This window comes from Pseudomonas sp. PDM19 (assembly GCF_014852215.1).
Lineage (GTDB): Bacteria > Pseudomonadota > Gammaproteobacteria > Pseudomonadales > Pseudomonadaceae > Pseudomonas.
In genome coordinates, this window is record NZ_JACVBG010000001.1 from 814,913 (window position 1) to 828,104 (window position 13,192).

Here is a 13,192-nt window from a genome sequence, read left to right on the forward strand (position 1 = left end):
GAGTCCGGAACACCCATGAGCGCCGAAACCATCGATCTGAACAGCGTGGTGACGCTGGTGGTCCACCACAAGGTGCGTTGCGAAGCCCTGCCCAGCTACGAGGTCTGGCTGCGCCGCACGGTTTCGGCCGCGCGCCGGCAGCCGGGGCACCTGGGGGTGAACGTGATCCGCCCGGACGGCGAAGGTGCGATGTATACCACCGTGGTGCGTTTCGCCGCCGCCGCGCAGTTGCAGGCCTGGATCGACTCCCGCGAGCGCGCCGAGCTGATCGACGAGGTTTCGCCGTTGCTGGAAGAGGGCGACCACCCGCTGATCCACAACGACGCCGAATTCTGGTTCACCCCCGAGCACGGCAACGTGCGCCAGCCGCCGAAATGGAAGCAGGCGCTGCTCACCTACCTGGTGATCAGCCCGCTGACCATGGTCATCCCGCCGCTCTGGGGACCTGCCTTCGAGCGCTTCCCGGTACTGGCCGGGGTGGTGCCGAGCAACCTGCTGGTGACCCTGTGCATCGTTCTTCCGGTGGTCTACCTGATCATGCCCTGGGTGACCCGGCGCTGCGCCGGCTGGCTCAACGCCGATTGATTTTCCCTCCCGCGGCGTCTACGTGGCGCCCGTACCCACATCGTCCTGCATGGCAGGCAGAGGAGTTTCCATGAGCACTTTCGTTACCCGCGACGGCACCGAGATCTATTACAAGGACTGGGGCAGCGGCAAACCCGTGCTGTTCAGCCACGGCTGGCCGCTGGACGGCGACATGTGGGAATACCAGATGCAGTACCTGAGCAGCCGCGGCTACCGCACCATCGCTTTCGACCGTCGCGGTTTCGGTCGTTCCAGCCAGCCGTGGAACGGCTACGACTACGACACCTTCGCCGATGACATCGCCGGCCTGATCGAGCACCTGGACCTGCGCGACGTCACCCTGGTCGGCTTCTCCATGGGCGGTGGCGACGTCAGCCGCTACATCGGCCGCCACGGCACCTCCCGCGTTGCCGGCCTGGTGCTGCTGGGCGCCGTCACGCCGATCTTCGGCAAGGCCGCCGACTTCCCGCAGGGTGTGGACACCGCCGTGTTCGACGGTATCAAGGCCGGCCTGCTGCAGGACCGTGCGCAGTTCATCGCCGACTTCGCCGCGCCGTTCTACGGCACCAACCATGGCCAGAAGGTCTCCGACGGCGTGCTGACCCAGACCCTCAACATCGCCTTGCTGGCGTCGCTGAAAGGCACCGTGGACTGCGTCAGCGCGTTCTCGGAAACCGACTTCCGCGCGGACCTCGCCAAGGTCGACGTGCCGACCCTGGTGATCCACGGTGACGACGACCAGATCGTGCCGTTCGAGACCACCGGCAAGCTGGCCGCCGAGCAGATCAAGGGCGCAGAACTGAAGGTCTACGCCGGCGCTCCCCATGGATTTGCCGTCACCCATGCGCAGCAACTCAACGAAGACCTGCTGGCCTTCCTGCAACGCTGAGGGCCACGAGCATGAGCAACGCAGAGCGCAACGCAGACCTGATCCTGTTCAACGGCAAGCTGCACACCGTTGATCCGGAACGCCCCCACGCCACGGCCGTGGCCATCGCCGACGGCAAGTTCCTGGTCGTCGGCACCGACGCCCAGGCGATGGCCTACCGCGACGCCTCGACCCAACTGGTCGACCTCAATCGCCGCACCGTCATCCCCGGCCTCAACGACTCGCACCTGCACCTGATCCGCGGCGGCCTGAACTACAACCTCGAACTGCGCTGGGAGGGCGTGCCGTCGCTCTCCGATGCGCTGGAAATGCTGCGCCTGCAGGCCCAGCGCACGCCCTCGCCGCAGTGGGTGCGCGTGGTCGGTGGCTGGAACGAATTCCAGTTCGCCGAGCGCCGCCTGCCGACCATCGAGGAGCTGAACAAGGCTGCGCCGGATACCCCGGTGTTCGTCCTGCACCTTTACGACCGCGCGCTGCTCAACCGCGCCGCACTGCGCGTCGTTGGCTACACGAAAGACACGCCGAATCCGCCCGGCGGCGAGATCGTCCGCGACAGCAACGGCGAGCCCACCGGCATGCTGATCGCCCGCCCGAATGCGATGATTCTCTACGCGACCCTGGCCAAGGGACCGAAGCTGCCGCTGGAGTATCAGGTCAACTCGACCCGCCAGTTCATGCGCGAGCTGAACCGCCTCGGCCTGACCAGCGTGATCGACGCCGGCGGTGGTTTCCAGAACTACCCGGACGACTACCAGGTGATCCAGCAGCTGGCCGACGCCGACCAGCTCACCGTGCGCATCGCCTACAACCTGTTCACCCAGAAGCCCAAGGAAGAACTGGCGGACTTCAAGAACTGGACCTCCAGCGTGACCTACGGCCAGGGCACCGACTTCCTGCGCCATAACGGCGCGGGCGAGATGCTGGTGTTCTCGGCTGCCGACTTCGAGGACTTCCTCGAACCGCGTCCGGACCTGCCCGGCACCATGGAAGCGGAGCTGGAGCCGGTAGTGCGCCACCTCGTCGAGCAGCGCTGGCCGTTCCGCCTGCACGCGACCTATGACGAGTCCATCTCGCGCATGCTCGACGTGTTCGAGAAGGTCAACCTGGATATCCCGTTCAACGGCCTGCCGTGGTTCTTCGACCACGCCGAGACCATCACGCCGAAGAACATCGAGCGGGTGAGGGCGCTGGGCGGCGGTATCGCCATCCAGGACCGCATGGCGTTCCAGGGCGAGTACTTCGTCGACCGCTACGGCAAGCAGGCCGCCGAGGCCACGCCGCCGATCAAGCGCATGCTGGCCGAAGGCGTGCCGGTGGGCGCCGGCACCGACGCCACTCGCGTGTCCAGCTACAACCCCTGGACCTCGCTGTACTGGATGGTCAGTGGCAAGACCGTGGGCGGCCTGAGCCTCTACCCGGAGGGCCTGTCCCGCGAGGTGGCGATCCAGCTGTTCACCCACGGCAGTGCCTGGTTCTCCAGCGAGCAGGGCAAGAAGGGCATGCTCAAGACCGGCCAGCTGGCGGACCTGGCGGTGCTGTCGGAGGACTTCTTCAGCGTCGAGGAAGAGGCGATCAAGACCATCGAATCGGTGCTCACCGTGGTGGGCGGCAAGATCGTCCACGGCGACCGCGAGTTCGACAAGCTGGCCCCGCCGAGCATCCCGGTGGTGCCGGAATGGTCCCCGGTGGCCATGGTTCCCGGTCACTGGCGTCCGCAGGCGCCGCTGCAGCAGGCCGTGCACCAGTGCGTCGGCTCCTGCGGCGTGCACGGCCACAGCCACGAGCGCGCGCGTACCAGGGATGTCCCGGTGAGTGACTTTGCCGGGTTCTGGGGCGCCTTCGGTTGTTCCTGCTTCGCCTTCTGATGCTCGTCTGAGCGCAGGAGCAGGCCCTGTCGGCGAACCCTTTTCGGGTTCGCGGGCATGGCCCGCTCCTGCAGAAGCGAGGGCGCCGACCCCAGGATTGAAGGAGCGGGCCATGCCCGCGACCCTCCCCGCAACGATCCCGCCGGCACACCCCTCTGTAACACGGCTTTTCGCCATCCCTGCGTCGATAGCCTTTTACCGCTCGAGCCGATCAATAACTGCAATAGCAGCCCGTCCCGTTTGATCTATCTTCTGATGGGTTGTGCGTATACGAAGCGCCGCGCCAGGCGCTCACAAGGAGCCTGCAATGAGTGAAGAAAAGAAAGGTAGCTGCCCCTTCCACCAGACCGCCGGTGGTGGCACATCGAACCGTGACTGGTGGCCCAACCAGCTGAGGCTGGACCTGCTGCACCAGCATTCTTCCAAGTCCAACCCCATGGGTGAGGACTTCAACTACGCCGAGGCCTTCAAGACCCTCGACCTGGAAGCGGTCAAGGCCGACCTGCGCGCCGTGATGACCGACTCCCAGGACTGGTGGCCGGCCGACTTCGGCCACTACGGCCCGCTGTTCATCCGCATGGCCTGGCACGCCGCCGGCACCTACCGCATCGGCGACGGCCGTGGCGGTGCCGGGCGTGGCCAGCAGCGCTTCGCCCCGCTCAACAGCTGGCCGGACAACGTCAGCCTGGACAAGGCCCGCCGGCTCATCTGGCCGATCAAGCAGAAGTACGGCGCCAAACTGTCCTGGGCCGACCTGATCGTCCTTACCGGCAACGTCGCCCTGGAATCCATGGGCTTCAAGACCTTCGGCTTCGCCGGCGGCCGTGAGGACGTCTGGGAACCGGACATGGACGTGTACTGGGGCGAAGAGACCACCTGGCTGGGCGGCGACAAGCGCTACACCGGCGAGCGTGACCTGGAAAATCCCCTGGCCGCTGTGCAGATGGGCCTGATCTACGTGAACCCCGAAGGCCCCAACGGCAACCCCGACCCGGTGGCCGCCGCCTGTGACATTCGCGAGACCTTCGCGCGCATGGCCATGGACGACGAGGAAACCGTCGCCCTGATTGCCGGCGGCCACACCTTCGGCAAGACCCATGGCGCAGGTCCGGCGGACAACGTCGGCGCCGACCCGGAAGCCGGCGGCCTGGAAAGCCAGGGCCTGGGCTGGGTCAGCACGTTCGGCACGGGCTCCGGTGGCGATGCTATCACCAGCGGCCTGGAAGTCACCTGGACGTCCACGCCGACGCGCTGGAGCAACAACTTCTTCTGGAACCTGTTCGGCTACGAATGGGAGCTGACCAAGAGCCCGGCCGGCGCCCACCAGTGGCAGCCGAAGAACGGCGCGGGCGCCGGCAGCATTCCCGATGCCCACGACAAGTCCAAGCGCCGTGCACCGTCGATGCTCACCACCGACATCTCGCTGCGTGTCGATCCGATCTACGAGAAGATTTCCCGTCGTTTCTACGAAGATCCCGACGCGTTCGCCGACGCTTTTGCCCGTGCCTGGTTCAAGCTGACCCACCGCGACATGGGCCCGCTGGCTCGCTACCTGGGGCCGGAAGTGCCGAAAGAGGAGCTGATCTGGCAGGACCCGATCCCGGCGGTCAACCACCCGCTGGTGGACGAGCAGGACATCGCTGCGCTCAAGGCCAAGGTGCTGGCCTCGGGCCTGTCGGTTTCCGAACTGGTCTCCACCGCCTGGGCCTCGGCCTCGACCTTCCGTGGCTCCGACAAGCGCGGCGGCGCCAATGGCGCGCGCATCCGCCTGGCGCCGCAGAAGGACTGGCCGGTGAACCAGCCCGAACAGCTGGCCAAGGTGCTCGGCGCGCTGGAGGAAATCCAGGCCGAGTTCAACGCATCCGCCGCCGGCGGCAAGAAGATTTCCCTGGCCGACCTGATCGTCCTGGCCGGCGATGCCGGCGTGGAAGAGGCGGCGCGCAAGGGTGGCCACAAGGTCAGCGTGCCGTTCGCACCGGGCCGCATGGACGCCAGCCAGGAGCAGACCGACGTGCACTCGGTGGGCATGCTGGAGCCGGTGGCCGATGCCTTCCGCAACTTCCAGAAGGCGAAGTTCGCCGTGCCGGCCGAAGCGCTGCTGATAGACAAGGCGCAGCTGCTGACCCTGACCGCGCCGGAAGTCACCGCGTTGATCGGCGGCCTGCGGGTGCTCGGTGCCAACACCGGCGGCTCGCAGAGCGGCGTGTTCACCGCGCGCCCCGGCACCCTCAGCAACGACTTCTTCGTCAACCTGCTGGACATGGGCACCGTGTGGAAACCGACCTCGGCGGACAACACCGAGTTCGAAGGCCGCGACCGCAAGACCGGCGAAGCCCGGTGGACCGGCAGCCGCATTGACCTGCTACTGGGTTCAAACTCTCAGCTGCGGGCGCTGTCGGAGGTCTATGGTTGCTCGGACGGCGAACGCAAGTTCGTCCATGACTTCGTCAAGGCCTGGACCAAGGTGATGAACCTCGACCGCTTCGACCTGCCGCGCTGATCGGGCAGGGAAGGGCAAAGGGCCCGCGGACGAGCGATCGTCCGCGGGCCTTGTCGTTCATGAGTGGGCTGGCCGTCGCAAGAGCTTCACAGGCCGCCGGCAGACTGGGCCGCTTATCCGTTACCCAGCCAAAGGGGTTTCGCACATGCGCCGTCGCATCATCGCTGTACTGGGCTCCATCGCACTGGCCGCCGCCAGTTTCACCGCCAGCGCCGAGGACTCACCCGGCCGCGCCCTCAGCGAGGCCGCCGGCGTTCCCTGGCCGGCGGTGATCGCCCACCGCGGCGCTTCCCACGATGCGCCGGAGGAAACCGCGCCGGCCTATCTCGCCGCCCGAGACCTGGGCGCGGACTACCTGGAGGCGGACCTGCAGCGCACCAGCGACGGCGTGCTGGTGGCCGTGCATGACGACACCCTGGAGCGCACCACCAACATCGCCAAGGTCTTCCCCGGCCGCGAGAAGGACCCGGTGAGCAAGTTCACCCTGGCCGAACTCAAGCGCCTGGATGCCGGCAGCTGGTTCAACGCCATCTATCCCGAGCGCGCCCGCTCCAAGTACGCGGGGCTGCGCATCCTCACCCTGGACGAGTTGATCGACATCGCCGAAGGCGGCGGCGAAACCCCCGGCCTGTACCTGGAAACCAAGGCGCCGGGGCAGTTCCCCGGCATCGAGGAAGACCTGCGCAAGACCCTGGAAAACCGCGGCTGGCTCAACGCGGACGGCGAGCCGCAAGGCAAGATCGTCCTGCAGACCTTCGAGAAGAGCAGCCTCGAACTGCTGCAGAAGAGCATGCCGAAGGTGCCGAAGATCCTGCTGCTGTGGACTGGCGATGGCTATATGGCGGCGAAGAGCCCGACGACCTTTGCCCAGTCCGGAGAGAAGATCAAGGCGGACTTCTATGCCCGGCAGGAGGTGAAGTCCAGGGAAGAGTTCTTTGCCTGGCTGGACTGGGCCAAGGCCCATGGCGCGCTGGGCACGGGCCCTTCGGCGACCCTGACCGCCCGTGGCGACCAGAGCTACATGGACCTGGTGCAGCCGTGGATGAACCAGGCCGCCCACGAGCGTGGCCTGTTCGTGCATGCCTACACCGTCGACGACTCGGTGGACTTCGACAAGCTCACCAAGGCTGGCGTGGACGGCTTCTTCACCAACCGTACCGACCAGCTGCTGATGTTCCTCGGCCGGCCGCCGAGCCTCGACATGGGCGAGGTGCTGAAGTCGGTGGGGTACTGAGTTGGCGCGCAGGGGTGTCTACACTCGCAGTGGCGCCCCGCGTTGCGTCGAACGCAACCAGGAGCGCCCCATGAACAGGAGAATCCCATGAATGCCCGCAAACTGATTCCCGCGGTCCTCGCCGCCGCGTTGCTGCCCTGGTCGATGACCCAGGCCGCCTCCCTCGGCGATGTCGCCGGCCAGCTCGGCGGCCTTGGCAGCCTGCCGTCCGCGTCGTCGAGCAGCAGCAATGTCGCCGGCTTGCTGGAGTATTGCGCGAAGAACAACTACCTCAACGCCGATGCCGCCACCCAGGTGAAGGACAAGCTGCTGGGCAAGCTGCCGGGCAACACCACCACCAGTGACAGCGGCTACAAGGATGGCGCCAAGGGCATCCTTACCGGCAGCGACGGCAAGAGCCTTGACCTGTCCGGCAGCGGCATCAAGGAAAAGGTCACCAAACAGGTGTGCGACAAGGTCCTCAGCCAGGGCAAGTCGCTGCTGTGACGGTGCTTCCTGTCAGGCACGTCGTTTCCTGCAGGAGCGGGCCACGCCCGCGAACAGCGCCTGTAAGGCGCGGTCTGGAACCAGTGATGACGTTCGCCTGACATTCAGCTGTTTGATCCGCCATCGGCCCTGCAGGCGGATCGCGGGCAGGGCCTGCTCCTACCGGATAGATCTGTGCTCGGATCGGCCCTCACCCTAACCCTGGCTGCGCGCCCCGCTCAGAGGGATAGGGGACCGTTCGGTGCCGGATGAAACCGCAGCGTCAGCCGGCACGATTTGCTCCCTCTCCCTGAGGGAGAGGGCTGGGGTGAGGGGGAAAGCACAAACACGGAACTACCAGGGAAAGACAGTTGCTCCTACAGTGAGAATTCACGGTCAGGGACGGGGCTTCTCGTAGCGCACATCCCGCTCATCCACGCGCTCGGCGAGTTGCCAGCCGTGGCGGCGGTAGAAGGCGTTGGCGCGAATGCCATCGCCACCATCGGTCACCAGCCAGATGCTCCCGTGCTTGCGGAACAACTGCTCCTCGGCCGCCGCCAGCAAAAGCCGACCCATGCCCTGGCCCTCGAACTCCGGGCGTACGAACAGGGCGAAGAGTTCTCCCGCTTCGGTATCCACCATGGCGAAGCCGCCGGCAATACCGTCGATCTCGGCGACCCACGCGCAAGGCGCAGATTCAATTGCCTCGGCCAGCACCTGCGGCGTGATGCCCATATCGGCCATCTGCTCGCGGCTCAGGTGGTTCTCCCGCACGCTGGTGCGGATGTCGAAGAGGGTGTCGATGTCCGCCGGGGTGGCGGGGCGGATCGATGCCGTGCTGATCGATGGAGACATGGCGACTGTTCTCGTCTTCAGGCGGCGGAGAAACCGCTGTGGTAGGCAACCTGTCCGGCGGCCGTCGAGCCGTCCAGCGACAGCGCCATGAAGTATTCCGGCGGCACGCCCGCATACTGGATCGCCGGGTCCTGGCGAAAGCCGAAGCGCGGGTAGTAGGCCGGGTCGCCGAGCACCACGCAGCCTTTCGCACCCAGGGCGTTCAGGCGCTCCAGCCCGGCGCGAATCAGCACGGCACCGATGCCCCGGCCGTGCAGGTCCGGCCGCACCGAGACCGGCCCCAGGCCGTACCAGCCGAGGTCCGCACCGTCCAGGGTGACGGGCGAGAAAGCCACATGGCCGACCACCTCGCCCTCCAACGTGGCGACCAGGGAAACGCTCAGCGCCCCGGCCGTGCGCAAGGCATCGACGATGGCACCTTCGGTGCCGCTGCGGTGTTCGGCCACGGCGAAGGCGGCGGTGGTTACTTCGGCAATGACGGCGACATCTTCAGGCCGTTCCCGGCGAATCTCGTAAGGCATGGTGTAGTTCCCTTGTGCAGGTGGCCGGGCGCGCGAAGCCGGCCCGGCCTTTGGTGGGTCAGCGGTTGTCCAGTTGTGGGCGCACGGCGCCCAGGCCTGTGGCGTTGATCCGGTAGGGTGAACCGCCGCGCGAGATGATCAGGCGCTTGTCCCTGAGCTTCCTGAAGACAGCCAGGGTGCAGTCGGCCAGTACATACCCGTCACGGGTATAGCACTCGACGAAGACGACGCGTCCGGCGTCGTCGCGCTGGAAGGAAATGTGGCCGCCCTTGGCGAGGACGTGCAGGGTCCGTTGTTCCGGTCTGGAAATATTCATGATGGAAACCTGAATGCAGTAGGTGCGTAGAAACCGCAGACACGAGGTGGTGTCTGCCAGCGTTTGTGCGCATCGATAACCGGCCCGCCTTGTCGGCAAGGCGAAGGGGGTTATCGGATTACTGCTATCTCCAACATGAAGCCTGTCTCAACGGATCAGAAAGGAATGCCCGGAAATCGAGCCCGGTGATTCTAGGTGTGACGGCCGAAGCCGATCAACCCGGCGTTTGTTGCCACGTCTTTCAAACAGGCTGCTCGTCGCCGACTCGGGAGTGCCCTGGCGACGAGCCTGCTGCGGATCGGCTGGCCACTCAGCGCTTCCAGAAACCGCGCGGACCCTTTGGCTTGCCGTTGATGCGAGTGAAGGTCGGCAGGTCGTCCAGCGGAACCCAGACTTCGCCCTGCCAGTCGAGCACGGTGACGAAGCCGTCCAGCCAGGTCATGCGCATGCGCCGTGGCTGGTGCGGGCATTGCGTGTGCTCGTCGCGCAGCTGCGGGATCACCTCGTGGCTGAACCATTGGCGAAGGGTTCGGTTTTCCGGGTGGCTGTGGCGGTAGAACGCCATGTACAGCGCCGCTTCGCTGATGACTTCGACTTGTTCCTCGTTGCCGCTGTTGCACAGCAGGCGCACGGTCCTGGCTTCGCCTTGTTCCAGGCGGCGGGCGAGGACGGTGGGGTGGTGCAGGCCGAGCAGGCGGGCGACGTCGGTGCCGACGAACCAGGGCTGGTTGTCGATCATCACGCCGCGTACGGGGCGGTTGTGGCGCAGGAAGGTCGTGGCGGTGACGGTAATCAGGGCATCCATGGCAGGTACTCCAACTCGGGGAGAGAGCCGCCATCCCGAAAAGGGAGGCGGACCGCGTGGGGGTGAAGAACCGGAACCAGAGCCGGCAGGCCCGAGGGCCTCCCCACGCGATCCGCCATATCAGCGCTGTAGTTTTCTACAGTTGCGTGGGGGCCTACGAAAACGATTCGCCGTTTTCGCATGCACTTTCAGCGCAATCGCGCTGGTTATCAGGTCTTCACACCCAGCCACGGGATTGACCGTGGCGGGTTGGAATCTAGCGATGGCTCGTGTAGGCCCACAAGGCGGTTGGCGGGTGGGAATATTCGTGGAAAACGGCGGGATATCGCGCGGGCTTCAGCAGCGCCTTACAGGCGCTGTTCGCGGGCATGGCCCGCTCCTACACAATCGTAGGGCGCACAACGCGCCAGCGTTATCCGCCGCGGTGGCATCGGCGGATAACCCGTTCCGGGTTATGCGCCCTACAGACGGCGAGATAGATCTGCGCTCGGGTTGGCCCTCACCCTAACCCTCTCCCAGGGGGAGAGGGGACCGTTCGGCGCAGGATGAAACCTTGGCGTCAGTCGGCTCGGACTGCTCCCTCTCCCTCAGGGAGAGGGCCGGGGTGAGGGGATGCATCGGCACGGACTCCCCAGAAGCAGACAGTCGCTCCTACAGGGGCAACGGCCCTGGCTGCGCGTCCCGCTACGCAAGCGGGAGAGGGGACTGTTCGGTGCGGGAGGAAACCACGGCCTCAGCCGACACGCCCGCACCCTCGCTGACAGCTATCGCTCCCGCGAGGCAACACGAGCCCAGCGCCCGCGCCGCCACCGATACGGTAAGCTGCGCCCCTTTCCCAGCGTTCCATGCGGAGAACGATCCATGGAAGACCTCAACACCCTCTATTACTTCACCCAGGTGGTGGAGCAGGGTGGTTTCGCCGCTGCCGGCCGCGCGCTGGACATCCCCAAGTCCAAGCTCAGCCGGCGTATCGCCCAACTGGAGGAACGCCTGGGCGTGCGACTGCTGCACCGCACCAGCCGGCACTGCTCGCTGACCGAGATCGGCCAGGAGTACTACCAGCGCTGCGTGGCCATGCGCATCGAGGCGGAAGGCGCTTCCGAGGTCATCGAACGCAACCGCGCCGAGCCGCGCGGACTGGTGCGGCTGGCGTGCCCGACGACGCTGCTCAACTCCTGGGTCGGGCCGATGCTCACCCGCTACATGCTCAGGTACCCGCTGGTGGAGCTGTTCATCGAGAGCACCAACCGCCGCGTCGACCTGCTCCATGAGGGTTTCGACATCGCCCTGCGGGTGCGCTTCCCGCCGCTGGAGAACACCGACATGGTGATGAAGGTGCTGGGCAACAGCACCCAGTGCCTGGTGGGGCGACCGGACTTCCTCGAACGCATGGCCGGCGACAGCTCGCCCCTGGGCTTCGGCCAACTGCCCAGCCTGCACTGGGGCGGCATGCAGCGCGAGTACCAGTGGGAGCTGTTCAACGAGGAGGGCGAGCGCCTGCTCATCTCGCACAAGCCGCGGATGGTCACCGATGACCTGCTGGCCCTGCGCAACGCGGTGATTGCCGGTGTCGGCATCGCCCACGTGCCGCGTGTGGCGGTGCGCGAGGACCTGGCCGCCGGCCGGTTGGTGGAGTTGCTGCCGGGCTGGTCGCCCAAGTGCGGCATCGTCCATGCGATCTTCCCTTCGCGCCGTGGCCTTCTGCCCTCGGTGCGCACGCTGATCGACTTCCTCGCCGAGGAGTTCAGCAACAGCGACATGGCCTGAGGCCCGCGCCGGCAGGCAGCGTTGCGTTTCGCGCACCGCTGTATTGCCGGCCCGACCGATTCTGCGCGGGAGGCTGCCGGCATAGGCTGGTGCCACTGTTTTTCCCACAAGGAATGGTCATGAACCCCGCTTCGAATTCCCTTCCGGCCGACCACGCGCAGCCGACCCTGTCCTCGGCAATGGTGGTGCTGCTCGCGTTCTGCTGCGGCGCCGTCGTCGCCAACCTGTATTACGCGCAACCCATCGTCGAGCTGATTGCCCCGGCGATTGGCCTCTCCACCGAAAAAGCCAGCCTGATCGTCTCGCTGACGCAGTTCGGCTACGCCATTGGCCTGCTGTTTCTGGTGCCGCTGGCGGACCTGCTGGAAAACCGCAAGCTGGTGATCGGCTTCACCCTGGCCGTGGCGCTGTGCCTGGCCGGCGCCGGGCTGGCGAATTCGCCGTCGGTGCTGCTGGCCTGTGCACTGCTGATCGGCCTGACCTCGGTGGCGGTGCAGATCCTCGTGCCGCTGGCCGCGCACCTGGCGCCGGAGGAGGCCCGTGGCCGTGTGGTGGGCAACATCATGGGCGGTCTGTTGCTGGGCATCCTGCTGTCGCGGCCGGTGTCCAGCCTGGTGGCGGAAGTCTTCGGCTGGCGCGGAGTGTTTCTCGCCGCGTCCGTGCTGATGCTGGTGATCGCGCTGGTGATGGCGGTGGCGCTGCCGCGCCGCGTGCCGGCCCACAGCGCGACTTACCCGCAGCTGATCGGTTCGGTGTTCTCCCTGGCGCGGCGCTACGCCGTGCTGCGTGAGCGCGCGCTTTATCAGGGCCTGCTGTTCGCCGCTTTCAGCGCCTTCTGGACCATCGCCCCCATCGAGCTGATCCGCCACCACGGCTTCAGTCAGACCCAGGTCGCGCTGTTCGCCCTGGTCGGCGCGGTCGGAGCCGTTGCCGCGCCCATCGCCGGACGGCTGGCCGATGCCGGGCATACCTTCAAGGGCACCCTGGTGGCGCTGCTGCTGGCGCCGTTCGCGCTGTTGCTCGGCGCGCTGCCCGGTGCGGGGTTCTTCTGGCTGGTGGTGTGCGCGGTGCTGCTGGATTTCGCCGTGCAGCTGAACATGGTGCTCGGCCAGCGCGAGGTGTACGCCCTCGACCCGCACAGCCGTGCGCGCCTGAACGCGGTGTACATGACCAGCATCTTCGTCGGCGGTGCGCTCGGTTCGCTGGTCGCCAGCCCGCTCTACGAAGCCATCAGCTGGACGCCGTTCGCCATCGGCGCGGCGGTTGTCCCGACCATCGCCACCTTGCTCTTCCTGCTGCGCGGCGACAGCCACGCCTGAGAGCACAGGCGTGCAAGGCGAGCGCAGGGGTGATTGGGTACACTCCGGGGTTTCCCGCTCCCGGAGTGCCG

Annotated in this window: 12 protein-coding genes; 8 read left to right on the forward strand and 4 right to left on the reverse strand. The window is 66.5% G+C overall.

Features of this window, described 5'->3' with window-relative positions:
- Positions 1–15 precede the first annotated feature (15 nt).
- The 6 genes from IB273_RS03505 (at position 16) to IB273_RS03530 (ending at position 7,559) form a co-directional block, all read left to right on the forward strand.
- Positions 16–585, forward strand: a complete 570-nt coding sequence (locus IB273_RS03505; RefSeq protein ID WP_192223252.1) for an antibiotic biosynthesis monooxygenase — start codon at positions 16–18, stop codon at positions 583–585.
- Positions 586–655: 70 nt separating this feature from the next.
- Complete coding sequence (locus tag IB273_RS03510; protein WP_081517001.1) at positions 656–1,474, forward strand: alpha/beta fold hydrolase; 819 nt, start codon at positions 656–658, stop codon at positions 1,472–1,474.
- 11 nt (positions 1,475–1,485) lie between these two features.
- Complete coding sequence (locus IB273_RS03515) at positions 1,486–3,339, forward strand: amidohydrolase (protein ID WP_192223253.1); 1,854 nt, start codon at positions 1,486–1,488, stop codon at positions 3,337–3,339.
- Positions 3,340–3,646: 307 nt separating this feature from the next.
- The gene (katG, locus tag IB273_RS03520; RefSeq protein ID WP_192223254.1) at positions 3,647–5,839 is read left to right on the forward strand and encodes a catalase/peroxidase HPI; all 2,193 of its coding nucleotides are present in this window, start codon (positions 3,647–3,649) and stop codon (positions 5,837–5,839) included.
- 145 nt (positions 5,840–5,984) lie between these two features.
- On the forward strand, positions 5,985–7,073 hold the full coding sequence (locus IB273_RS03525; protein ID WP_192223255.1) for a glycerophosphodiester phosphodiesterase: 1,089 nt from the start codon (positions 5,985–5,987) through the stop codon (positions 7,071–7,073).
- Positions 7,074–7,160: 87 nt separating this feature from the next.
- Positions 7,161–7,559, forward strand: coding sequence for a DUF2501 domain-containing protein (locus IB273_RS03530; protein WP_081517005.1), 399 nt, complete (start codon positions 7,161–7,163; stop codon positions 7,557–7,559).
- A 375-nt stretch (positions 7,560–7,934) separates the two neighbouring features.
- Here the strand turns inward: IB273_RS03530 and IB273_RS03535 are convergent, their stop codons facing one another.
- The 4 genes from IB273_RS03535 to IB273_RS03550 all read right to left on the reverse strand — a co-directional run bounded on the left by IB273_RS03535 (position 7,935) and on the right by IB273_RS03550 (position 10,035).
- Positions 7,935–8,393, reverse strand: coding sequence for a GNAT family N-acetyltransferase (locus tag IB273_RS03535; RefSeq protein WP_192223256.1), 459 nt, complete (start codon positions 8,391–8,393; stop codon positions 7,935–7,937).
- A 17-nt stretch (positions 8,394–8,410) separates the two neighbouring features.
- The gene (locus IB273_RS03540; RefSeq protein WP_192223257.1) at positions 8,411–8,914 is read right to left on the reverse strand and encodes a GNAT family N-acetyltransferase; all 504 of its coding nucleotides are present in this window, start codon (positions 8,912–8,914) and stop codon (positions 8,411–8,413) included.
- A gap of 58 nt (positions 8,915–8,972) precedes the next feature.
- A complete protein-coding gene (locus tag IB273_RS03545) occupies positions 8,973–9,230 on the reverse strand; it encodes a YjhX family toxin (protein ID WP_081517008.1) in 258 nt (85 codons plus the stop codon).
- A 310-nt stretch (positions 9,231–9,540) separates the two neighbouring features.
- Positions 9,541–10,035 carry a Bro-N domain-containing protein gene (locus tag IB273_RS03550; protein WP_192223258.1) on the reverse strand — a complete coding sequence of 165 codons (495 nt, stop codon included), beginning with the start codon at positions 10,033–10,035 and terminating at the stop codon, positions 9,541–9,543.
- An 861-nt stretch (positions 10,036–10,896) separates the two neighbouring features.
- Here IB273_RS03550 and IB273_RS03555 point away from each other — a divergent pair.
- Together IB273_RS03555 and IB273_RS03560 are read left to right on the forward strand one after the other, a co-directional pair.
- A complete protein-coding gene (locus IB273_RS03555) occupies positions 10,897–11,802 on the forward strand; it encodes a LysR substrate-binding domain-containing protein (protein ID WP_081517010.1) in 906 nt (301 codons plus the stop codon).
- A gap of 119 nt (positions 11,803–11,921) precedes the next feature.
- A complete protein-coding gene (locus IB273_RS03560; protein ID WP_151186889.1) occupies positions 11,922–13,121 on the forward strand; it encodes an MFS transporter in 1,200 nt (399 codons plus the stop codon).
- Positions 13,122–13,192 lie beyond the last annotated feature (71 nt).